We start from the raw sequence: 22,468 nt of genomic DNA, 5'->3' as shown, positions 1-22,468 counted from the left end.
CCTTCTTACCTCCTCGGCGCGTTTGCTTGCCTAACCCGCTGTCCCGCCCTCAGCCCTCGAAGTAATCGGCCAGGGCCTGCGACATGGCCTCCTTGTCCTCTTTCATGTCACGGATGACGGTGCCCTTCTCCAGCAGCACGATGCGGTCGCAGATGTCGGTGACGTGGGTGAGGTCGTGGCTGGAGATCAGAAAGGTGGTGCGCGTCTCTTCCCTCTTGCGGTTGATAAGCTTCTTGAGCTTGATCTGTGAGCTGGGGTCCAGGTTTTCGAAAGGCTCGTCCAGCACCACCACCTCGGGATTGCCCAGGAAGGCCGCGGCGATGCCCACCTTCTTGATATTGCCTTTGGAGAGGTCGCGGATGTACTTCTTCTTGTCGCGGATCTCCCCGTGGAAGAGGTCGTCGAAATCCTCCAGGTGCACCTGAAGGTCCTCCTCGGCCAGTCCGTAGATCTTGCGAAGAGTCTCAAAATACTCGTCGGGCGTCAGGTAGCCCAGCAGCATGTGCTCGTCGAGGTAGGAGCCCACCCGTCCTTTCCACTCCTCGTCGGTGCTCACGTCGGTGCCCTCCAGGAGCACGCGTCCCCCGCTGGGACGCACCAGGTCGAGCAGGATGCGGAAGAGGGTGGTCTTCCCCGCCCCGTTGTTGCCCACCAGTCCGAAGCACTCGGCCCTGGGAATGTGCAGCTCGGGGATGTCGAGAACCGTCTCGCCCCCGTAGGTTTTGGTAAGAGATTCGATGTCGATCATCAGATTTCCTGTCTGAATGAGGATGAAATTTCGTGGCGCTGGGTCGTCAGCCTGCGCACGCAGACTTCGGTCAGCTTGTCGGAAAAGAGCAGCCCGGCCAGGCCGGTGACGCCCAGTGCAGTCAGGCCGATGTAATCGCCGGCCAGCAGCGAAAAGGGAATGAACACCGCGTAGGGTACGGCGATCATGGGAATAATCATGACAAACTGCGCCGCCCCTATGCCCTCGTAGTTGAACATGGCGCCCTTGCTTAGATCCATCGGCTTGGGCTTCCAAAGGGAAATCCAGACGATGAGGTGGATGGTCACGCCCATGTTGAAAAAGAAGGCCGCCGTGTGCACCAGCAGTACGTCCCATCCGAAGTAGACGTAGGGGATGGAGAGCAGGTAGCAGAGCACGGTGATCACGTAAAAAAGCAGGTACTTGCCGCGGACCAGGTCGTCCAGTCCCCCGCGCCGTGTCATGTAAAAGTCGAAGGTGCTGGAGTTCCAGCTCAGGAAAAGCTGCCCGTACTGCATGATGAAAATGCCGGTGATGAAGACCCCCAGGAAGATGTACATCCACGAGACGCCGGTCTCCGACTGGTAGGCCGGCTCACCGTAGAATATGAGTCCGTAGAGCAGGAAGAGTCCTGTAATGAGCAGGTAGATTCGGCTCTTCTTGTGGCGCAGGATGAGCTTCCACTCCAGGTCGGCCATCTCGCCCATGCGGCCGAAGCGCGAGAAGAAATCGATGGACCGGTTCACGTAGGTGCCCCCGCGACGGTCGCCCAGCTCCTCGGTGTAGGCGTGGCGGCGGTAGTAGCGCCAGGCGAAGACGTAGGCCGCAAGTCCGGCTGCGGCCGTTACAGCAACCGGCAGCCAGCCCTCCAGGGCAGCGTTCCAGAAAGGGGCCGCCCACTGCCCCGCATTGAAAAGACCATAGTATTGCGCGCCCAGTGTCAGTACGGGCAGCAGCACCAGCGCGATGATGCCCGGGAGACTGCTTCCCAGCCGCTGCTTGTACCAGAGCATGAACCAGTGAATCAGCAGGCTGACCGCCCAGAGGCAGAGCAGCCAGCTCCACGCACCCGCCGCGCCCCAGGTGGAGGCCACCTCCGTAAAGGCAAAGGGAGCGAAAATCAGGGGCACCAGCATGGTAAGCGGCGTCAGCTTGGAGCGCCCCAGCAGGTAGTGAATGAGAGTACTGCGCCGTACGGGCAGGTGCAGGTAGTGCTCCAGCTCCATCACAGGCATCTTCTGCATGAAGAAACGGACCATCAGCTCAAAGACAAAGTAGTAGAAAAGCAGGCCGTTCAGGAAGACCGCGGGCTGCTCGGCACCCAGGCTTTCCACCAGGATTTCGTCCAGGAAAAAAGCCAGAAAGAGCAGATTGATCAGAAAGAAAAAGCCGATGATCGCCAGGAAGATGCCCCCGATCACGTTCCGGGAGAGTGATACCGACCGTACGCTTTTGAGCACTTCCAATTTAAAAAGCTGGAAAATCATAAGCCGTCGCGCGTGATTACGTTCGAGGACGCCGGTATGATGCATGTCCCATCCGGGCCCGGAATTTCAATGCCTAATATAGTAGTATGACTTAAAAGCGCAAACCCTCCCGGCAGGATGTGTTCTCCCTCCCTCGGGTTTGTTGCCCCTGATCTCAATCCCATTACCCCTAACCCGAAATTGGACAAATTGTAAATCGCATTGACAATTTGTCCAATAATTTCAATCACCAGCGATCGCCTGTCTGGTTCATCCCGTTTTCGTGACCTCATCCCGTTTTCGTGACCGTTGAAAACAGGGAATTTACCTCTTTTCAGGGGGAGTCGGAACTCTTTTTCCGGCGCCTGTGCTGCCGCCGCGCCTTAAGGTAGCGGCGGTCTTCGTCGTAGGTGGTGGGATATACCCTGGGGACGGGACGGGGACGCATTTGCCGGTCCACATTCACGAAGGTGAATTCGCAGGTATTCGACAGGGCACGGGTCACCTGGTTCTTGCTGATGCGCTCGATGTCAATTTCCATGCTGATGGAAGTCTCCCCGGTATAGACGATGCGGCTGGTAAAATCCAGCTTGTCACCTATGTGCACGGGCTGCAGAAAGTTGATGCGGTTCACCCGTACGAAGACCGGCCGGTCGGGGGCAATCTCCTCGGCGTGCATCATGGCCAGCTCAAAGGCGCGGCGGATGACGTAGCCGCCGAAGATCTTTTCGGGCACGTTCTCCTGTTCGGGGTACATGCGTTCCCAGTTGCTCCGCACCAGGTCGGAGGCTAGCAGCCCGTCAAAATCGTCGCGCTCCTGCGCCTGGTGTACCTCTCTGAGGTGGTTGTACTCATCCCGGTCGGGCGGCTCCTCCATCTCCTCCATGCGGCGGCGGTAAGCCTTGCGTCGCCACACCGCGTTGTCGCGGCGCTTCATCTCCAGGTCCGACTCATAGGATAGCGGCTCCACCGCCAGGCTCCCGGCTTCGCGGCCGCGGCCGGATCGCGCCACCATGGTAAAGTAGCAGGAAGCCAGGGAGCGTCCTTCTTCCCCCTCCTGGTCCACGCGTATGCCCACCTCCATGGAGGAAGTGCCCACATAGTTGATGCGGGCCCGCAGGTGAAGGTCCCTCCCGATGTCGGCCGGCGTACGCAGCATGATGTCGTCGATGGCCGCCGTCACCACCGCCGCATCTTCCCGGGTACGGCGCGCGTACGCCAGGGCTACATCCTCGGCCAGCTTGTCCAGCTCCTCCAGCAGGAGTCCCCATCGCAGATTCCCCGACACCGGGTCGTCAATAAGCATGAACCGGCGGCGCAAGGCCTCGTCGGAGCCGAAGGGAAGGGTGCGGGTCTGGGAGGTGTCTCGAGGTCTCATGGCCCCAATATCCCACTCGGCAGGGAGAAGCGAAAGGCGATCTCCGTACCTACACTTCCTTTACAAATATTGCTTCCACTCCGTGAAAAATGGAGAAGACGCAGTGCCTTCTCCCTTCTTGATACCGTAAACAAAAAAACTCTCAGAATTGTATACAGGCAGGAAAAATTATATTATTGAATCGGCGATGGAGTTCGCCCTCAACCGCCCCGGCTTCCGCCGGCGCTGATGACTCCTGCAATTCACAGTCAAACATCAATTGACAGGAGTCACTCTTATGAAAGCATTTCTCTTGGTGGGACTGGGCGGTTTTGCCGGCAGTTACCTTCGTTACCTTCTCTCACTCCGAATCCAGCAGCTGTTCCCCGCCTACGCCTTTCCTCTGGGCACCTTCGCGGTCAATATCGCGGGCAGTTTCCTTATTGGGTTATTGTTCGGGCTGGGACAGCGGCATATCATCGGCCACGAACTCCGAATGCTTCTGGCCACCGGCTTTTGCGGAGGGTTTACGACCTTCGCCACCTTTTCCATGGAAGGGGTCCTGCTGGCTGAACAGGGACAGGTACCGACGCTGTTGCTATACACGGCAGCGAGCCTGCTGGCCGGATTCACAGCGGCATGGCTGGGATGGACCATCACGCGGTGAGCAGTCAGCCATTCACGCAGAGAGAGACGGATCCAGCTTTAGCAGCTCCTTGCTTGCCCTATCGTCAAATTCAACCGTCCACATGTGACTGCCCTTACTTCTGATCTACCTCCTCCTCCAACTGCTCCAGGCTCCAACGCGGCCCCTCCGGGTTCTCAAGCCGGTATTCGGTAACATAGCGATCCTCCCACTCATCGAGCTTTTCCTCCAATGCCTCCCGCACGTAGTAGGATTTTGTTCGGCCGGTTAGTTTGGCCAATTCATCAAGGCGTTTTTCCAGATCTTCGGGCAGGCGTATCGATAGGGCCATAAAATTACCTCGCCAGCGGATTGGGCCTGATCTGGAACTTGTACACCTTGCTCGTGGTCCCCTTGCCGCCCTCCATGTGGAAGGGGGCCCGGGTGCTTACCGTTGCCCAGACGCCGCGGCCTCTCCAGCCCGCATCCGGGTCGTCGATCCGGCCGTCCATCCACTTCGTATAGAAACCCAGCGGGTAGGGCACCCGGAGCACCACCCACTCCCCGTCGTCCCACGCCAACAAACCCCCTGAGGCGTTGCCGGTGTTGATCGGGGTGTTTTCGCCCAGGCCGAGCGTGTTGAACTGGTCGACCCAGGTGTAGTAGCTGGCCTCGGCGCTTCCCGAATATTCCACGTTCTGCATCTGAGGCATCGGTTCGGTGTAGAACGTCCAGCCTTCCGGGCAGTGCTGGCCGGTGGCTTCGGGACCGTTCAGGGGACCTTCGCACTGGCTGCGGTCGAACCGGGCCATATGTCCGCTGGCCAGGGCCACCCAGGCAACGCCGTTGCGGTCGATGTCCATGCCGCGTGGGGTGAATCCCTCGACCGGCTCCCCGTCTTCGTCCAGGGGCAGCTCGTAGTACTCCGTCAGGGCGGTCTCCGGCGGATTGTCACCGGGGATCCAGACGGAAGATGCCGCCCGGGTAACCCAGGTCCGATCCCCATACGGTGCCGTCCGGGGCCGGGGCCACGGCGTAGTACCCTCCGCTGATCCTCTTGTCCCGCTCCGGGTCGACCGGCTCGCCAGGCTCCACGTAGTCGTCCCGCTCGCCGTTGCCGTTCGTGTCGAGGATGAAGGCCGTCCATCCCTGGGAGGCCTCCTCGTCGCCGGTCCGGTCGTACTCTTCGGTGTTCAGCCAGCCGATCACCGATCCGCCGCCGCTGGTCCACAAGGTGTTCTCCTCGTCCTCGGCAAACATCAGGTGGTGCGTGCTGAAGCAGGTGCTGATGGTGCGTATACTCCTCGCTCGCCGGATCGTATACGCCCAAATGGCGGCCGGCCCGCTCCAGGGGAAACAGCTGTGCCGAAGGATGATCCGAGCCTTCCCGGCAGAAGTCGGGATTGGCCGGGGGACGCACCGTAGCGGTGATCCAGACGCGACCCTGCCCGTCAAACATGGGATTGTGCACATTGGCGCGGCTGTCCCACAGCGGCTCGTCCCCCCAGTAGGGCGACGGGGCGGGCATGTTGGGCCCGGACGCCGGCCGCGTGTCGGGGTCGCGCACCGTGACGGGAACCCGGCTCGTGTCGTGGGCGGCCGGGTCGAGCACGGGGAGGTAGTCCGAACTCGCTTCGAGCGCGCCGTAGATCTTCCCGTCGGCGTTCAGGGTGGGGTCCCTGCGGTCGGTCGACACCAAATCGTGCAGGTACGATTTCGGGTCCGCCCAGTCCCACATGGTGATGACCACGTTACGCTCCACGCCCTCCGGACGCGGCGGCGCTGGCGGGACGGCTCCCTCCTCCACCCTGTCGGTCCAGTCGGCGAACATCTCCAGCGCGGCCTCCTTGCCCATGTTCTGCAGTCCGTACGTCATATAACCGCCCGCCTGGCCCGATTGCAGGCGCCGCTCCCACGCCGCCTCGGTACTCTCGTAATCCTGCATGGAGGGATGCAACTCACGCGTCGCCTTGTTGCCCATTTGGTGGCAGATGGTGCAGTTGCCCGTCTTGATGTTGCGCAGGAATTCGGCCTGCGTCTGCATGTTGGGCGAAATGCCGTTTCCGTCCGGACCCGTGCCGGGAAATTCGCTCTGTTCCGGCACATTGATCATGGAATACCAGTAGCCGGCCGGGTAGTACTGGGCGGCCGCCTGTGCGTCAGGCGCCAGCTCCGCCCGAAGGTCCATCATGGTTCCCGGGGATGCCTCGGACTGCGGGGAGTCGACCAGCCCGTAGCCCCGAACCCAGACCCGGTATTCCGCATCCGGCAGGTCGGGTATCAGGTACCGTCCCTGCTCATCGGTGACTACAATCCGGGCGAAACGGGTGGGGAGGTCTTCCGTCTCGGCAATTACCCACACCCCGGCCTCGGGTCCTTCGGTGGAGGTGACCACCCCCGCGATTTCATCCTCTTCGGCCGCCAGCGGCCCGTCGGCGGAGGTGCAGGCGGCAAAGGCCAAGGCCAGAAGCGCCAGCAGGGGAAGTGTGAACAGGTGCAGCTTTGCAGAGACTTGCGCGTCGCGTGACGTCAGAGGTCGGGAAGATCTCATAAGGGCAGGGTTGGTTGGAAGGCCGTGTAAACAGCAGAGTAACAGAAATGCTCAGAAAATACAATAAGCGTTCTATACAGCAGCCCGGCCGGGAATATTCAGGCGATCTCATTCAGTCAGACCGGAATGGCCCTCTCAAGAAAAGCCGGCTTGACTGTGAAACTATGGCAGCCAGGGATTAATAATCTCAACCAATCAAGGGTCAAAACCGATATCATCAGGCTTGCGCATCGGCTTCCGAGGCAACACAGGCAGTTCAATCCCGCCCAACGGAGCAAATCGCTTTCGGATTGCATCAACGATATTGTCCGTATGTTCCGGCTCCTTTGCCAGCGCTGCTCTTAAAATACTACGCACTTCCTCCTCCATGGAGTGACCATGCTGAGCAGCCTGAATTCTGAGACGGTCCATTAAATCTCCGTCCAGTTCTCGGATTGTCAATCTTGACATAAAACAGCAGGTCTGGGTTCTGTATGATCGAAACAGATTTCATATTACTCAATGTTTCCTTGACTGCAAAGATCAACATAATTCTCCGGCGACCCATCCTTGCCGAGCGCCATATAGAGGATCTTGCTTCCCTCCTCCCCTTCTACTCGGAGCGCAGCGAATCAATGGGATTGGCGAGGGCAGCGCGCACGGCCTGCCAGCTTACCGTTGCCAGGGCAATTCCAAGACTGGCGACGAGTGTGATAAGCAGGGTGTCCACGCCCACGCTGGTGTGGTAGGCGAAATTCTGCAGCCACTGGCGTACGCCGAACCAGGCCAGCGGGATGCCGATCACCAGGGCGACCAGCACATAGCGTATGAAATCTTTTGAAAGCATGGTGGCGATCTGCCGCGCCGTGGCGCCCATTACCTTGCGGATGCCGATTTCCTTGGTGCGCTGCACCGTGCTGTAGGAGGCGAGCCCGAGCAGCCCGAGACATGCGATGAACATGGTGAGCCAGGTCAGCCTGCTCAGCAACCTGCCGATTACCTCTTCTGTCGTGTAGATATCGGACAGATCCTCTTCCACATAGAAATAGTAGATGGGCTCGCCGGGGAACATCTCCCGCCACAGCTCCTCCACCTGCCCGTGCAGGGAAGCGGTGGATTCCACCCCGCCCTCGCCGCCGGCGCCGGGAACCGTCCGGACCAGGATATTGTCGAATTCGGCCGGACGGTAGCGCAGGATCAGGGGACTGATCCGGTTCTGGAGGGATTCAAAATGGAAATCCTCCACCACCCCGACCACCTCCCCGGTAATCAGGTCGTCCCCGCTGCCGGTCCGAATGGTCTTGCCGAGACTGCTCTCAGGTTCCCAGCCGAAGGTGCGCGCCGCCGTGGCGTTGATGATAAAGGCACCGGCACTGTCCGAGGCCAGGTTCGGGTTGAAATTCCTGCCCAGTTTATGGTCCAGTCCCAGCACCGGAATCAACCGCTCATCCGCATACCAGGTGCTGACCAGTATACCCTCCTCCCATTCCGTGCCCTCGATCCGGTACTCGGTGACGGACCCGCTGGAATACGGGCCGTTGGAGGCCAGCGCCACCTGCTCCACGGACGGATTGCGAAGCAGCTCCTGGCTGAACAGCTCGGCCTGCCGGCGGGCCTCTTCGTTCGGGAGGATAACCTGTATCAGGTTTTCCTGCTGGTATCCCATATCCTTGGATTGGAGAAAGCTGAGCTGACGGTCTACGGTCAGCGAACTGACCAACAGAAAGACTGCCAGCGTGAACTGTGAGACCACCAGACCGGTACGAAGCCACGATTTGCGTGACCGTGTACCCGAGGACTGAAACACCCGCGAGGGTTTGAAGCGGGAAAGGTAGAAGGCGGGATACCCGCCGGCCACCAGCGTAACAAACAACAGGATCCCGGCGCACGAGAGCCAGAAGAAGGCGTTGGAGGTGTAACCCACCACGACCTCCCAGCCGGTCATGGAGTTGAACCACGGCAGCCCGACCTCCACCAGCAGCATGGAGAACCCCACGGCGAAAAGCGCAATGATCAGAACCTCAAAGAGATACTGGAATACAAGCTGCCTGCGCATGGCCCCGAGCACCTTGCGAATGCCCACTTCGGTATTTCGCCGGGCCGCGCGCGCCGTGGAGAGATTGATAAAATTCACGCACGAGATCACCAGCACCAGGAATCCGATGGCCGTAAATATATATACGTAGCTTTCATCGAGAGTGGCGTTCTGGCTGCTGTAGTACTCGTCGGCAAGGAACATATCGGTATACTTGAGCAGGGAGGGGGTGTACCGCTCCGCCGCATCCTCGTCGATGTAGCTCCGGAGAAAGGCAGGAAACCGGGACTCCATGGCGGCTATATCCGCCCCTTCCCTCAGCAGCAGGTAGGTATAGATGCTGTGGGTCCGCCAGTTGTCGTAGTTGGCGTAGTTCTGCGGGGTCAGGTTGTCGGAGGAGACCAGCATGTTGAAGCCGATGCTTGAATGGGCCGGAATCTCCTCGAGCAGCCCGCTCACCACATACGGCTCCCCGTCCAGCAGGATTTCCCTGCCTACCGGCTGTTCCTGTCCGAATAGGCTGGTGGCAACCGGCGGGGTCAGCACCACCTTGTTCGGCCCGTCCAGCGCCAGGGCGGGATCACCCGTCTGCAGGTCAAAGGAGAAGACGTCGAAAAACGCCTCATCCACGTAGTGAACGCCGTAACTGAGAATATTTTCCTGGTAGGCCACGCTGTGCGACCGGTCGGCGAAGCGCACATAGCCCTCCACCTCGGGAAACTCATCGGCGATAGCCGGCGCCCACGGCCAGGGCGTGATGGCCGCGTTGATTTCACTGCCCGACTCGGTAAGGATATGATCGTTGAGCCGGTAGATCTGCTCGGACTTCTCGTGGAAGGTATCGAAGTTGAAGGTATACTGGACCAGCAGCAGGAGGAACAGGAAGCAGGCAATGCCTACGGCCAGGCTGGCCACGTTGATCAGCGTATAGGAGGGTTCCTTGAACAGATTGCGAAAAGCGATCTTAACGTAGTTTCTCAGCATGGCTGGGAAGATGGAGTTCGGGGTTGGTGGCGGACCGAAGCGCTTCCCCGTCTCTCACGAAAAATCGCGGGCCAGGTTACGATATAATCCTCAGCAGCTCCTCCCATGTGTAAGCCCGGATCTCCGACCCTGCGGCATCACGGGTGCAGAGGGCGGCCGAATGTTCATTGGCATATTCAGAAATCTTTACTCCCTTGACGTGTGTCTGTGATATGCTTTCAGCCCGTTCAAAGATATGCTCAATAGTGCGATGGGCGTAGAAATGATACCTCAATAGCTCTGCCTCGGGGTCATTCATTACTTTACTGTTTTACTTTGAATACCTCGTATTAGAAAGAATAGACTGATGCCTATGAGCACCGCTACAACATGCGCTACGGTCGTAATTATTGGAAACACAATTGCATAATAAACTATCGCTGAAAATGCAGATAGGACGGCTATTAAAGCTAATCGTTTTGGAACATTCTCATGGGCGCAGTGCCATTCATACCAATAGCAGATAATTGTATAACCTGCCATCGTGCACCATATCAGTGAGACCCCCACCGCATCTATGACAAACCAAACAATAACTTGGAAAGAAGTTATTATTGTTAAGCTTATCGCCCATCCCCGATTTTCCCAATGAGTAGGCGAGCCACGGTACAACACGAATGGCATAACGGTCAAAATGATCAGGGTATAGTTTATGATGATATGTAGTAGTTCACCTTCGTAGGTTAAACCACGAATAAGGGTTTGCAGAATATCACTCATGAATAAACTTCAGTAAAAATGAAAGTTGATGAGTAGAGGATGCGTGTATAACGTGTGGAGCATAATCTGTGCAGAATTGGGATCAGCTACCCAGATTTGATATTCTAAATCTGATTGATGCCTTCCAGAAAAGCAAGCTGCATCAGGTTCATGCGTTTGATATTGTTCATGGCCTCCTCCCGGAATCGTAGAATAGACATATGGAATAACTTTTGGTGATAGGCATTGTATTTTTGGACAAATAATAACATTGTTATAACTTAAAGAACCGCAAATACGTGGCTATGGAAACCAAAATTCGCAAAATTGGAAACAGTCTGGGTGTCACCCTTCCCAAGCAATTGATTGATGAACTCCATCTGAAAGAGGGAGATACCCTGACTATCGAAACCCAGGATGGTAATGTGAAACTAACGCCGATGGATCCTGAATTTGAACAGTGGGCCGAGGCCTATCGCGAGGCCAATACCGATTACAAGGACGTGCTCAAGGAGTTGGCCAAGTGATAAAATTTCTGGATAAGAAGACGATCCTTGCCTTTCATCAGGATCAAATAGTCTCCTATGGAGGCAGCCAGGGGATACGGGATGAACGACTGTTGGAATCTGCCCTTTCCCAACCTCAGGCCAGCTTTGGAGGAGAGTATGTCCACGAGGATCTGTTTGAAATGGCAGCGGCCTATGGATTTCATATCTGTCAAAACCATCCGTTTTATGATGGCAACAAACGAACAGCTCTTATTGCCATGTACACCTTTCTTTTTGTTAATGGTTACCGGATGGCGGCTGATAAGAAAGGGCTGTTTGCTATCATGATCGACCTGGCCAACGGTAAAGTTGAGAAGAAGGAATTGGCAGAATTCTTGAAAAAGCACTCATCGAAGCGGGAGGATTAGCCTTTCAGCCGCCCCTCCAGGTAGGCCCGGCCCAGCCTCAGGTCGTTGCGCAAGCCCATCTCCCTCAGGTTTCGGAGCGTCGAAGTGCCGGTGGAGGCGTCCTTTTCCACCAGCCAGATCTCGTCGCGCCGGAGCAGCGACAGATCCAACAGCACGGGATCGTGGGCGGTGAGTACAAACTGCGCGTTGCTGGCTTTGCTGGGCTTGCTGGACTTGTTTGACGAGTTGGCCTTGCTGGACGAGTTGGCCTTGCTGGACGAGTTCGGCGAGTTGGCGTGGCTTGGCCGACTGTCCGAAATTGCGGGACCACTCCAGGGCTCCACGCAGCATTTCAGCAGCCTGCGCGCAACGCGGGGATGCAACCCCCGGTCCAGTCCGTCGATGATCAGCAGCTTGCCGTTTCGATGGGCATCGTAAATACAGGCCAGCTGCTGCAGGTACCAGGCCAGTCCCTCCGTCATGATTTCCCCGGTGTTTGAAATCCTCGCCTTCTGAAGGCGGTAATGGTTCCAGGATCCGAGCGTCCCCTCATGCTCCTCATAATGCGTTCCCTGTAGAAGTCCGTCGGCCTGAACCGCCGCAAGGTGCTCCCGCAGATACCGGTAAAAGGGACTCCCGGGCCGTGCGGCGAGGATGTCCATCAGGGGCACTTCGTCGCGACCAGGAATGATGCGAATCGATTGACGGAAGTAGTTGAGCAGCGGCACCAGCATCTCAAGACCCTCCTCCTCCGCATGGGCAAGCAGAATCCCGTTGCGCGGCGTAGCTGCGGCCATACGATGCAGGGCTCGGATGTCCTGTACCTTTTCCATTTGAGGCCGAATGGGACGTGCACGGGTGGTTTCCCCCCGGTTCCAGCGATGATAAAGGGCCGCTCCCTGGGTACCGGGGAGGGTGTCGACCCGGTAGAGCATCTCATGTACCACATGACGCGGAGAGATCGACAGCCTGAAGCGATAGCGGACCCCTTCATGATAGAACGAATACACATAACTCGCCGAAAGGTGTTTCGCCCCGCCTCGGATCCGAAACATACGGGCGTTCATGCCCTCCTCGGGCTCGGGGCAGCGAACGACCCGGTCGCGGATATAGCGTATGGCTTCCAGCAGTACGGATTTGCCTGAGCCATTATCGCCGACAATCAGTGCGTTTCGAAGCAGCGACGGATGCGATCCCTCCAGGTGTAGCAGGTGAGAGGGGTGTTCTTTGTAGTGGGAGGCGGTCAGATCGAAGTCGGCCTGCCCCAGAAAGGGTCCCCTGTTTTGGACCCGAAAACGGCCCATCATATTTGTGATTTTTTCGCAGTTCTAAAGGGTGTGGTACCCCTATAGACCCTGTAACAGCCATACCTTACATTCGTTTTTGTGAAAAAATCACAAAAATAAGGGGTCAAATTTTGGCGCCGTGGGGCACCCCTAATGCCCCTGCCTTGACACGCCCTGGCACCCCCGGCACTTTACCTCCTGCACTTCCCACACCCGGCTACCGACAACCCACCACGCGCCGGCACCCATTCACACCCGACTCTCCAGCAACCACTGCCGCGTAGTCGCCAGACCCAGCACCGCCCCATACACCAGGTGAAGCACCAGGGTAACCGACACATAGGCAAGGCCGGCCTGCAAAAAGAGCGGGTGCCCGGGACTCAGCAAATGGGCGTAGCCGTAACCGAAAATGCCCCACCCGATCAGGGGCGAATAGACCACCATCATAAACAGCCAGAGCACCATCGAAAGCCCCAGCGCCTTGCTCACCGTAAGGTCATCCTCAAAAGTAAAGACCAGCACATAACCCCACAGTATGCCATAGGCGAAATGCAGCAGTACGGCGTAGATGGGCACTTCCACCCCGATGTTGTATAGAAAAGCGGCGGAAGGCGCCACATTGAAGGGGGCCAGGCCGGTAACGTGCACGCCCAGAAAAATAAAGACGAACATCACCAGGCTGGCCACGAAACCCGCCAACCAAATTTTCAGAACATTGCCTGCCGTACGTTGAATACCCATGATTATGATCTCCTATCATTATTTGGGGCGGTTTCATTGCCGGCGGATTCGCTGCCGTCAGGCACACTTCCGTCACTCACACTCCCGGCGGTTTCGCCGCCGGAAGTTTCGCCGTCAGGCACACTCCCCGCGTCTTCGCTCCCGCGATCCTGCGCATCCGGGGTGTAATTCCCGGCAGCCCCGCGAGCCTCCGCCTCCTTCTGGAAACGCAGGACAAAACGAACCCCCTCTCCCGGCGCGGAATCCAGCGCCACCTCACCTTCAAGCTGACGCGACAGCTCCCGTACAATCGTAAAGCCCACGGTATCCTCCGATTCGTAGTCGAAATGCTCGGGAAGCCCCTTGCCGTCGTCGGAAACCATCAGGACAACCCAATCTCCCTCCTGGCGAAGCTGCACGCGAATCTCCCCCTCCTGGCCCGAATCGTAGCCGTGCTCGATGGCGTTCCCCAGCATTTCGCTGAGTATGAGTCCTGCGGGAATGGCCTGGTTGATATTAATGGTGACATCCTCCACCTCCTTCTTCAGACGGATGGCCCCGTGCCCGTTGCGTATATAGGTGTCACCGATGTAGTCGGAAAGCTGCTCCACGTAGTGCTTCAGATTCAGATTGGAAAAGGAGTTGGACCGGTAGAGAATCTCGTGAATGATGGCCATCGATTTGATGCGGTCGCGGCTCTCCTGGAGCGCCGTCCCGGGATCACGTCCCATCATGCTCTCCATCTCCAGCAGCCCGGAAACCACCGCCAGGTTGTTCTTGACGCGATGGTGGATTTCCCCCAGGAGCACCTCCTTCTCTTCAAGTGACGCACGGAGCTCGTGCTGCTGCCGGCGCTTGTCGGTCACATCCTGGGCATGAATGTGGTAGGCGTCTTCCTCGCGGACATAGTGAATCAGCTGCTGATACCAGGTACCGTCCACTTCCACCGTACGCGTGCGTGAAAATTCCATGTCCCGATCGTGATTCAGGTGATCCGCCATATGGCGCAGAAAGGCATGATCGATGCCCTCTTTCCTGATGCGAGGCAGCAGCTCCTCAGCCGAGGAGTTGCAATAGGACACCTCCCCCTCACCGGACAACACAAGCACCGGGTTGGGATTCATCTCGGGGATGCGGGCCAGCCGGTCGCGCTCCGCCATGCTGTGCTCCCAGCGGTTGATGCTTTTAGATACGCGCACCGAAATGACCACCCCCACGAGCAGCAGGAGAAGTCCGTTGATGACGCTGAACCAGAGACCGAACTGCCGCAGTCCCTGCGAAATGCCGGCCACCTCCGCGGTAAGCTGCCGGCTCTGCCACACCCACTGCTCGTTGATTTCGTCCAGGCGGCTCAGAAAGGCGCGGCTCTGGGTGGCGTTCGTTCCTGCAGGATCGTCCGCCCGTTCCAGGCGGGTTACCAGCCTTTCCTCCAGCCGGTCCAGGCTGTCCAGTTCGTTCCACGATTCCCTCAGGCGCTGCACCGGCCGCAGGTCCCCGAAATATTGAAAGGAGATGATGAGGGTGGAAATCTCGTTCGGATAGAGCTCGGCTTCGTTGAAAACATCAAACACCTTCTCCACGTCCATATCCTCCAGAAAGAGCTCGTCAATCACCCCCGATATGCGCTCCTCGTACTCCTTAGCCTGACGGTAACTCGCCAGATCCTCCAGTTCGCCGTCGCGGGCATAGCGCTCCAGGTATAGGGTGCCCTGGGAGTGGAACTGGCTCCACTGCGACAGCAGAGAAGTGTAGTTACGGGAGGCCGAAATCATGTTCAGCGAGAAGTTGACCAGAACCACCATACCGCTGGCCAACACGACGAAAAGCCCCACCGCCCAGATCAGTTTCCGGGAGAGGTAGAAACGACGGCTCTCTGAAGATGAAATTTCCATGTCGGTCCCGCTTAATTCAGGGCCTAAAGGTTATTAAATAGGATGACGGCCTTACTATTTCTACACTTTTGGGGCATCTCTGCACCTCTGGGCCATCTCTGCACCCCCGGGCTATTCCTGCACCTCTGCTCTCGTGCCCTAGGCCCTCCCGCTCTCCCTGCCCGTATGTGCCACCCGTTCATTCCTGTACCGGCCGGTATGGTCTTGCTTCATCCGTCCTTGATGTTATCGCCGCAGCTTCAAGGTCCTTTAAATGAAAAAATCCTAATAATGGCCCCTCCCGTTACGAGTATCTCCCAATACGGGCACCTCCCGATCCGCGGCCCTGGAGCGAACACCCCCCAGGAGAGGGTTTTTGAGGCACAAAGGGCATTGAAACTCCCGTATTAATCCGTATCTTTGAGGCCTGAAAATTCCCAGATGGAGCTCGTAGCTCAGTAGGTTAGAGCGCCAGGTTGTGGCCCTGGAGGCCGGGGGTTCAAATCCCCTCGAGCTCCCTTTCACGCGGGATGCAGGCGCGCTGTCCGGTCCGGAACGGAAAGGCATTTCCGGCAAACGAGCGGACCCGCAGCACCTGCCGTTATCTTGTAAGAGAGGCGGAAATCCCGTATGCTTGTAGCCCTTTTCGGATTTATGCCGCGTTCGTCTAGGGGTTTAGGACGCCGCCCTTTCACGGCGGTAGCACGGGTTCGAATCCCGTACGCGGTACGAGCCCCCGCCTGCTTCGGCAAGCGGGGGCTTTCTTTTTATGCAGGCAACTTTCGCTGACAATTTTGACTGGCAACTTGCGCTGGCATCTCTCGTTGGCATATTTACAGCCTGGAATCGCAAACTCACACCGCCACCTCATTTACTGCCACGTCTCTAACTGCCTCATCTCATACCGCCACATTAAATGCCGGACGCATTAGTGCAATTTCTTCTCTGGATATTCCCCTGGAGGCAGCCAGATCACGCCATGCTCCGACCTCCTTCTCCATTTTTTGAATAATACTATTAGCCTCACCTTCATCCAACCGAAAATGAGGGGCCACTTCCCGTACCAGGTCGAGATCTAAGGCGTTTTCCCGCTCGTTAATATTAAGTGTCAGGCCGATACCGGCTGGTTCAGGATTCAGATCAAATGCAGGAGATAACTTCCAACCGGCTGGAGTAAGCAGAAAACCATGATTTCTCAGGTGATCATCTGTATTTGATATTAATACATTAAAGGCCATTCTCTTCCATAGATCCATCAAATCTGCCTGAACATCAGAGCCCATCTCGATAATTAATGCGACCAATTCAAGATAGCTGGCACCGTCTCTATGGTCGATCCCGTCCCGGTAGCCCAATAAAGTCATGGCCGAAACAAAGTGCTTTCGGTAACCCGCATCAGATCTGTCAAATCTCCTTGAGATAAAAGTATGACCCATCTTGGAAAATTTCTCCAACCTGGATTCAGCCGTTGGGATTCCACATCGATCTGCTAGCAATCCGGCAACTTTTTCCCAAGCACCAACATCACGGTCGTCACTTCGGCTGGGAAATTTAGCGATCCAAAGCTGGTCATCCGGATCAAGAACACTGGCTTTGGGACGGGCTCCTCCCAGGGAGGAGCCCGGTGCTACCAGCAGGTCAAGCCACTTATGATACTCAGGTTCTTCAGAAGCATCTGGTCGTTCTGCCTGACGGCTGATATACTCCAAGTCACGTAACATGGACCAAGGAGGGGAAGCATGCTGATGGTTGTCATCCAGAAAAGGCCCTGATGGAGTCCGTTTGAATCGCAGAGCCCCCATACGATGCCCGTCATATACGCCAAGAAGGTAATCAGATTCCCTTAATGTCCGGGGTTCCTGCTCATTCCTGCGTGCATATAGCGCTTCTCTTCGGTTCATGAGCATTCGACCCCATCGATCGGGTGAGGAATCTAGAAACATGCCAAAATTACGCCTTTGGTCTGGTACATACTGCTCACCTTCATATAGGCGAAGATTCGGATCCAATCGTTGCGCATGAGGGGAAGCAAGCCAATCTTTTTCGTAAGCAAATGAAAATACTTCCTCGCCTCGAACAGGCGTGGCATGCAGCTTGCCCATCATTAGGGGTTCTGTCATACCCTGCCAATGTGCATAGACGTAGATCGTAGTTCTGTTGTCCGAAGCTGCCATCTTCTCCCTACGCCCCTGACTTAGGAGCTCTTTTGTTGACTTTCAACTCCGCATCCTGAAGCTTACGGCCCAACTTATCATCGGAAGCAACCGCCAAAAGATCATCCTCCAGGCCCAAAATGGATAAAACCTGCAAATAATAGCCCATGGCCACGCTTGGGGAGCCCTCCTCAATATGCCAAAGGGTCGTTCGGCTGATATCCGCCCGTTCGGCAACCTGTTCCATACTGAGCTTTCTGCGAAGCCGAGCCAATTTCATATTCTCCCCCACTTTTGCAAGAATACGTTTCTGCTGTGGAAGCATCGTAGGACGTTTCTGAGACATAATGTTCATTAATCTGAACTAAATATAGTTAATTTGTTCATAATATAAAACATTATTGACAAAAGCGGGATGTGCTAATCTATCGATTGCATGCTTGTAGCCCTCCCTTTCCAATGACATCTATCACTGCCCGCTCAACATATAGAGGGAAGCCATGCGGGCATTCTCCTTGATGTTCAGGCCGGCGGCAGGCACCTGGAAATTGAGTGCGAGGGCTTCGGGATCTTCCTCGGGTGCGATAAGCAGGCTGTCAGCCACCACACCCGCCTGCGAGAGATGGCGATGCGGGGTCAGCAGCATGAAGAGTTCGCGTGGCCCCTCCACCTGCTCGTTAAAACGCACCCGGTAGCCTCCCTCACTCAGCTCCCACCAGCCGTAGTCGTCCGAGGCGTCTCTTTTCTGCGGTTCCATCCTCTCGGTATGGGCGGGTTTAAACTCCCCGCCCCCGAAGTCCAATTCACCCGCGCCGACAGGCTTCAGGACGGCCGCGGCGGTAAGGTCCACCCGGTGCGTGTGCTGCTGCGTGCCGGCATGGACGATTCCGGTAAGGTGTTCCATCAGGGTATCGGATTGCAGTACAATAGGCATGGTATGGCATTTCCGTTAAAGTGAGCTCGTTGGGAGTCGGGTTTACAAGCAAACCCTGCATAACCCAACTATCCTGCATATCCCAACAATATTGACGTCAGGCAGCATTCGGCTGTATGATGTGGGAGGCTGGCCTGGCTGAAGCCCCGGACTACAAATACCTCCCCCGTATTCCCAATCTCATTGCCTCTTCCTGCCTCTTCCGCCCCACATACCCCCCCCATGGGCCCAAATTTCTTACCTCCATATTTGTGATTTTTTCACAATCTCAAAATGCCCTGTATGGCGCAGGAACTCCCAGCGGCCCTTCACCTCCTGCAGAGTTGTGATTTTTTCACAAAAACGAGGGTCCCTTTTCGGGCCTCTGAGGGGCATGTACCTGCCCGATCCTGCGCCGCACCAAATTCCCACATAATTCAATTTGTTTAGTACACACTGAACTACTTATATTGACGACCTTCTTTCAAACAGACTGAACGGACGGTCATTAACTGACTGTCCATACATCATGAGCACCGAAGAACGCAGAAAACGCGAAAAGGAACGCCGCCGCCGTCAGATCCTGGAGGCCGCCAAGGAGTTGATCTCCGAAAAAGGGATCGACAGTCTTACCATGAGCGAGATTGCCAATCGCGCGGAGCTCAGCAAGGGGACCCTCTACCTTTACTTCGAAAACAAGACCGACCTCTGCCTGGCCATCACTGGCATGGAGCTGGAAGACCTCTTCCAGGATTTCAACGCCATTATCCAGAAAGACAAGCCCGGCCTTTATCTCATCGAGGAGATGGGCGATACCTTCCTGGATTACGTCTCCAGCCGCCCCCACTACCTTAACACCATGATGATGAACGAGGCGCGCCGTCACAGCGCCTCGCCGGACGAATTCCCCGAACAGGAGGAGCTGGAAGACGTAGCCCGGCGCCTGCTGATGACCATTACGCGCGCCATACAGATCGGCATGCAGGACGGAAGCATTACCTCCGATATGAATCCCAAAATCCTGGCTGTCCAGTTCTGGGGAGGCATGCGCGGCATCATGCACCTGTTGGTATGCGACCGCCACGGACCTGTCGAGTCGGTGCTGGAGGAGAGCGGCCTGACCAAGCACGACATATTCCGGCAGTTCAACCGGGTGCTCCTGCAGGGCATAAAATCGCAAAACCACAACGCCGAAGACCATCACGATGAATAAGATTCACCTCCCTCCTTTCGATCCCGGCAAGTCCTCCCTCGGCAAGGCGGCCGCCACATCCCTATGCCGTACAACCGCCACATCCCTGCGCCGCGCAGCCGTCGCCTGCCTGCTGGCCATGCTGATCGGCCTGGCCTACCTGCCGGGCAACGCCTCCGCCCAACGCACCTCCGACACGAGCCAGCACAGCGCCGCCCTCCCCGACAGCCTGCAGTTCAGCGGGGAGATCAACCTCACCCAGGCCCTGCAGATCGCCCTCTCCAACAATACCTCCGTGAAGCGGGCCCTGCTGTCCATTCGCGACGCCGACCAGCAAATACGCTCGGCCTGGAGCAACGTGCTGCCCACCGTGGCCGGATCCATGAACTACACGCGCAACCTGGAGGTGCCGGTCAACTTCATCCCCGAGGTGGTCTTCGATCCCGAGGGCGACCCCAACACGCTGGTGCCCGTGGCCTTCGGCACCGACAACAACTGGTCGGGCGGCTTCAGCGTCTCCCAGACCCTCTTCAACGGGCAGGCCTTCGTGGGCATCAGCAGCTCGGAGCTCGTAAAAGCCTCCCAGTCGGAAAACCTGCGCGCCACCGCCCAGGGCGTAGTCACGCAGACCCGCATCGCCTACTACGACCTGCTCATCGCCAAGCAGCAGCTGGCCATGCAGCAAACCCGTGTAGAGCGCATCCGCGCCAACCTGCGCGACACCAGAAGCCGCTACGAACAGGGCTTCGTAGACCGTTACGCCGTGACCCAGCTGGAGGTACAGCTCAGCAACCAGGAGCCCCAGCTCACCAACGCACGCTTTGCCGTCGAGGACGCCCGCCGCAACCTGCTTGACCAGATGGGACTGCCGGTACACCTCGACCTCACTGTGCGCGGCGACCTGAACAGCTTTGACATCCGCACAACCCAGGCTTCCTCAGCCGAAAACCAGGCCCTCAAGCGCATCGACCGGCTTACTCCCCTGGCCGAGGCCGACTCCACCTTCCTGCAAGGCGCCATGGAATTCCGCGGCGACATGCGCATCCTGGACGTGCGTCAGGAACTCCAACAGAAGCAGATTACCGCCCAGAAAAGCCAGTACCTGCCCACACTGTCGGCCTCCTACAACCTGCAGTGGTCAGCCGCCCAGTCGGGCAGCCCCGCCTTTTTCGGCAGCTCGGAGCAGCGGGCCCGCTCGCAGACCCTGATGATCAACCTGCAGGTACCCCTGTTTCAGGGCTTCAGCCGCGACGCAGCCATCACACGATCGCAGATCCAGCTGAGAGACCTTCGCCTGCAGGAGCAGCAGGCCCGACGCGACGCACGCAAGGAGATTATCTCCGCACGCCAGAACATCGAAAACGCCATGCAGACGGCCCAGGCGCGAGCCCGCGCCCTGGAGCAGGCCCGCGAGGGCTATGAACGCGCCCGCCAACGCTACGACAGCGGACTGGGCAGCCAGCAGGAAGTCACCGATGCCGAACTGCAGCTGCGCGAGGCGGAAACAGGTTACGCCCAGATGGTTTACAGCTACCTGGCCGCCAAGGCGCAGTACGACCAGGCCATCGGCCGGGTGCCCTTTGTACAGCAGAACATCGAATCCATACGAGACGACATACGGATGGAGCCGGCCGCAGAGCGCTGAGCCGCGACAAGCCGGCGCAGAGCGCCGAGCCTGGCCGCCGGTAAACGGCCGCTGGGCCATCCCGCGCCACCACGCGCTACCCCGCGCCACCCGGCCCCATCCCCGACGAACCTAATCCCAGAACCCCGTTTCAAGCCAACATCACATGAACTTCTCCACGCTTCGCTACCACCTAATGCTCCTGGCCCTGGCCGGCACACTCGCGGCCTGCGGCGGTGAGCCCGCACAGCAGCCCGCACAGCAGGCTGCCCAGCAACAGCCCGCGCAGCAACAGTCCGCGCAACAACAGGCCACCCAACAGGCTGCCACACAGCAACAGGCCACACCCAACAACCACGTCCCGGTCTACACCGAGCAGGTGCAGCCGGGCACCTTCCGCCACTACGTGCACATCCAGGGCGCCGTCGAATCGGACCGCACCATCCGCATCCTTCCCAAGGCCACGGCCACCGTCGAAACCATACACGTCCGGTCGGGCCGGCAGGTGCAGGCCGGCGACACCCTGGCCACCCTTGACGGGGAGGTCACCCGCACCCAGATCGAGGAGCTGAAAACCCGGCTGGACCTGGCCCGCACCGTCTACGAGCGCCAGCAGAACCTGCGCCGGGACGACATCGGCTCAGAGATCGAGCTGCTGCGCGCCCGCAACCAGGTACAGTCCCTCGAAAGCCAGCTGGCCACCCTCCGCGAGCAGTACGACAACTACATCATCACCGCCCCCATCGGGGGAACCGTCAACAGCGTCTCCCTGAAAGTGGGCGAGACGGCATCCCCGACCGCGCCCGCCTTCCAGATCGCCAATTCCGAGGCGCTGAAGGTCACCGCCGAGCTCTCCGAGTCGTACATCTCCCGCATCGAAACCACCGACAGCGTGACCGTCACCATCCCCAGCATCGGCTACGAACGGACCACCGTCATCGATGTGGTCAGCAGGGTCATCGACCCGGCCAACCGCACTTTCAGCATAGAAATATTCTTGCCGGGAACCGACAACAGCATACGTCCCAATATGATGGCTCGCCTGCGCATTAACGACATCACCCGGCCCGGGACCCTCACCATCCCCGTCAACGCCGTGCAGTCGGGCAACAACAGCCGCTTCGTCTACCTGGCCGAGCAGGCCGGCGGCGACAGCGCCTGGACCGCCCGCCGGCAGCCGGTCGTCACGGGCATGTCCTACAACGATCGCGTGGTGGCCGACAGCGGAATCACCGCGGGCGACCTGGTCATCACCCGGGGTTACGGCAACGTGGAGGAGGGCGACCGCATCACCCTGCAGCGCCAATAAAGCAACCCGAGCTTAACGCACA

General features: G+C 57.9%; 20 protein-coding genes, 2 tRNA genes and 1 riboswitch. Of the genes, 8 read left to right on the top strand and 14 right to left on the bottom strand.

Features of this window, described 5'->3' with window-relative positions:
* Window positions 1–49: 49 nt before the first annotated feature.
* The 3 genes from U5K31_03205 to U5K31_03195 form a co-directional block, all read right to left on the bottom strand.
* Window positions 50–748 (bottom strand): ABC transporter ATP-binding protein, encoded by a 699-nt coding sequence (locus U5K31_03205; protein ID MDZ7771736.1) that lies wholly within the window; start codon window positions 746–748, stop codon window positions 50–52.
* A complete protein-coding gene (locus U5K31_03200; protein ID MDZ7771735.1) occupies window positions 748–2,235 on the bottom strand; it encodes a DUF5687 family protein in 1,488 nt (495 codons plus the stop codon). The genes U5K31_03205 and U5K31_03200 overlap by 1 nt, the downstream gene beginning before the upstream one ends.
* A 313-nt stretch (window positions 2,236–2,548) precedes the next feature.
* The gene (locus U5K31_03195; GenBank protein MDZ7771734.1) at window positions 2,549–3,592 is read right to left on the bottom strand and encodes a hotdog domain-containing protein; all 1,044 of its coding nucleotides are present in this window, start codon (window positions 3,590–3,592) and stop codon (window positions 2,549–2,551) included.
* A gap of 174 nt (window positions 3,593–3,766) precedes the next feature.
* Window positions 3,767–3,837, top strand: a riboswitch (Fluoride riboswitch).
* 32 nt (window positions 3,838–3,869) lie between these two features.
* On the opposite strand from U5K31_03195, the gene crcB reads away from it, so the two are divergent.
* Complete coding sequence (crcB, locus tag U5K31_03190; protein ID MDZ7771733.1) at window positions 3,870–4,238, top strand: fluoride efflux transporter CrcB; 369 nt, start codon at window positions 3,870–3,872, stop codon at window positions 4,236–4,238.
* A 94-nt stretch (window positions 4,239–4,332) separates the two neighbouring features.
* Here the strand turns inward: crcB and U5K31_03185 are convergent, their stop codons facing one another.
* The 5 genes from U5K31_03185 to U5K31_03165 form a co-directional block, all read right to left on the bottom strand.
* The gene (locus U5K31_03185) at window positions 4,333–4,548 is read right to left on the bottom strand and encodes a ribbon-helix-helix domain-containing protein (GenBank protein ID MDZ7771732.1); all 216 of its coding nucleotides are present in this window, start codon (window positions 4,546–4,548) and stop codon (window positions 4,333–4,335) included.
* 4 nt (window positions 4,549–4,552) lie between these two features.
* The gene (locus tag U5K31_03180) at window positions 4,553–5,029 is read right to left on the bottom strand and encodes a hypothetical protein (GenBank protein MDZ7771731.1); all 477 of its coding nucleotides are present in this window, start codon (window positions 5,027–5,029) and stop codon (window positions 4,553–4,555) included.
* Window positions 5,030–5,124: 95 nt separating this feature from the next.
* Window positions 5,125–6,747: a carboxypeptidase-like regulatory domain-containing protein gene (locus U5K31_03175; GenBank protein ID MDZ7771730.1), complete on the bottom strand. Its 1,623-nt coding sequence runs from the start codon at window positions 6,745–6,747 to the stop codon at window positions 5,125–5,127.
* Between the two features lie 195 nt (window positions 6,748–6,942).
* On the bottom strand, window positions 6,943–7,197 hold the full coding sequence (locus U5K31_03170; GenBank protein ID MDZ7771729.1) for a hypothetical protein: 255 nt from the start codon (window positions 7,195–7,197) through the stop codon (window positions 6,943–6,945).
* Window positions 7,198–7,339: 142 nt separating this feature from the next.
* Window positions 7,340–9,745 (bottom strand): ABC transporter permease, encoded by a 2,406-nt coding sequence (locus U5K31_03165; GenBank protein ID MDZ7771728.1) that lies wholly within the window; start codon window positions 9,743–9,745, stop codon window positions 7,340–7,342.
* 1,043 nt (window positions 9,746–10,788) lie between these two features.
* Here U5K31_03165 and U5K31_03160 point away from each other — a divergent pair.
* Window positions 10,789–11,010 carry an AbrB/MazE/SpoVT family DNA-binding domain-containing protein gene (locus U5K31_03160; protein MDZ7771727.1) on the top strand — a complete coding sequence of 74 codons (222 nt, stop codon included), beginning with the start codon at window positions 10,789–10,791 and terminating at the stop codon, window positions 11,008–11,010.
* Window positions 11,007–11,399, top strand: coding sequence for a type II toxin-antitoxin system death-on-curing family toxin (locus U5K31_03155; protein MDZ7771726.1), 393 nt, complete (start codon window positions 11,007–11,009; stop codon window positions 11,397–11,399). The genes U5K31_03160 and U5K31_03155 overlap by 4 nt, the downstream gene beginning before the upstream one ends.
* Here the strand turns inward: U5K31_03155 and U5K31_03150 are convergent.
* The 3 genes from U5K31_03150 to U5K31_03140 form a co-directional block, all read right to left on the bottom strand.
* Entirely contained in the window at window positions 11,396–12,685 is a 1,290-nt protein-coding gene (locus tag U5K31_03150; protein MDZ7771725.1) for an AAA family ATPase, read from the bottom strand. The genes U5K31_03155 and U5K31_03150 overlap by 4 nt on opposite strands.
* Before the next feature lie 228 nt (window positions 12,686–12,913).
* On the bottom strand, window positions 12,914–13,405 hold the full coding sequence (locus U5K31_03145; GenBank protein MDZ7771724.1) for a hypothetical protein: 492 nt from the start codon (window positions 13,403–13,405) through the stop codon (window positions 12,914–12,916).
* Window positions 13,406–13,407: 2 nt separating this feature from the next.
* Window positions 13,408–15,276 carry a histidine kinase dimerization/phosphoacceptor domain -containing protein gene (locus U5K31_03140; protein ID MDZ7771723.1) on the bottom strand — a complete coding sequence of 623 codons (1,869 nt, stop codon included), beginning with the start codon at window positions 15,274–15,276 and terminating at the stop codon, window positions 13,408–13,410.
* Between the two features lie 423 nt (window positions 15,277–15,699).
* Between U5K31_03140 and U5K31_03135 the strand changes: the two genes are divergently transcribed.
* Window positions 15,700–15,773, top strand: a tRNA-His gene (locus tag U5K31_03135).
* A gap of 138 nt (window positions 15,774–15,911) precedes the next feature.
* Window positions 15,912–15,984, top strand: a tRNA-Glu gene (locus U5K31_03130).
* A gap of 170 nt (window positions 15,985–16,154) precedes the next feature.
* On the opposite strand, the gene U5K31_03125 is transcribed toward U5K31_03130, so the two are convergent.
* The 3 genes from U5K31_03125 to U5K31_03115 all read right to left on the bottom strand — a co-directional run bounded on the left by U5K31_03125 (window position 16,155) and on the right by U5K31_03115 (window position 18,342).
* On the bottom strand, window positions 16,155–17,360 hold the full coding sequence (locus U5K31_03125; GenBank protein ID MDZ7771722.1) for a HipA domain-containing protein: 1,206 nt from the start codon (window positions 17,358–17,360) through the stop codon (window positions 16,155–16,157).
* 76 nt (window positions 17,361–17,436) lie between these two features.
* The gene (locus U5K31_03120; protein MDZ7771721.1) at window positions 17,437–17,754 is read right to left on the bottom strand and encodes a helix-turn-helix transcriptional regulator; all 318 of its coding nucleotides are present in this window, start codon (window positions 17,752–17,754) and stop codon (window positions 17,437–17,439) included.
* A gap of 123 nt (window positions 17,755–17,877) precedes the next feature.
* Window positions 17,878–18,342: a hypothetical protein gene (locus U5K31_03115; GenBank protein ID MDZ7771720.1), complete on the bottom strand. Its 465-nt coding sequence runs from the start codon at window positions 18,340–18,342 to the stop codon at window positions 17,878–17,880.
* A gap of 508 nt (window positions 18,343–18,850) precedes the next feature.
* Between U5K31_03115 and U5K31_03110 the strand changes: the two genes are divergently transcribed.
* From U5K31_03110 to U5K31_03100, 3 genes are all read left to right on the top strand, one after another.
* Entirely contained in the window at window positions 18,851–19,534 is a 684-nt protein-coding gene (locus tag U5K31_03110; GenBank protein ID MDZ7771719.1) for a helix-turn-helix domain-containing protein, read from the top strand.
* Entirely contained in the window at window positions 19,527–21,158 is a 1,632-nt protein-coding gene (locus tag U5K31_03105; protein ID MDZ7771718.1) for a TolC family protein, read from the top strand. The genes U5K31_03110 and U5K31_03105 overlap by 8 nt, the downstream gene beginning before the upstream one ends.
* Before the next feature lie 145 nt (window positions 21,159–21,303).
* Window positions 21,304–22,446 (top strand): efflux RND transporter periplasmic adaptor subunit, encoded by a 1,143-nt coding sequence (locus U5K31_03100; protein ID MDZ7771717.1) that lies wholly within the window; start codon window positions 21,304–21,306, stop codon window positions 22,444–22,446.
* The last annotated feature ends 22 nt before the right edge of the window (window positions 22,447–22,468 follow it).

This window comes from Balneolaceae bacterium, from assembly GCA_034521445.1.
In the GTDB taxonomy this organism is placed as follows: Bacteria; Bacteroidota; Rhodothermia; order Balneolales; family Balneolaceae; genus JAXHMM01.
Note: the sequence above shows the minus strand (reverse complement) of the source record. Positions and strands in the feature narration are given on the sequence as shown.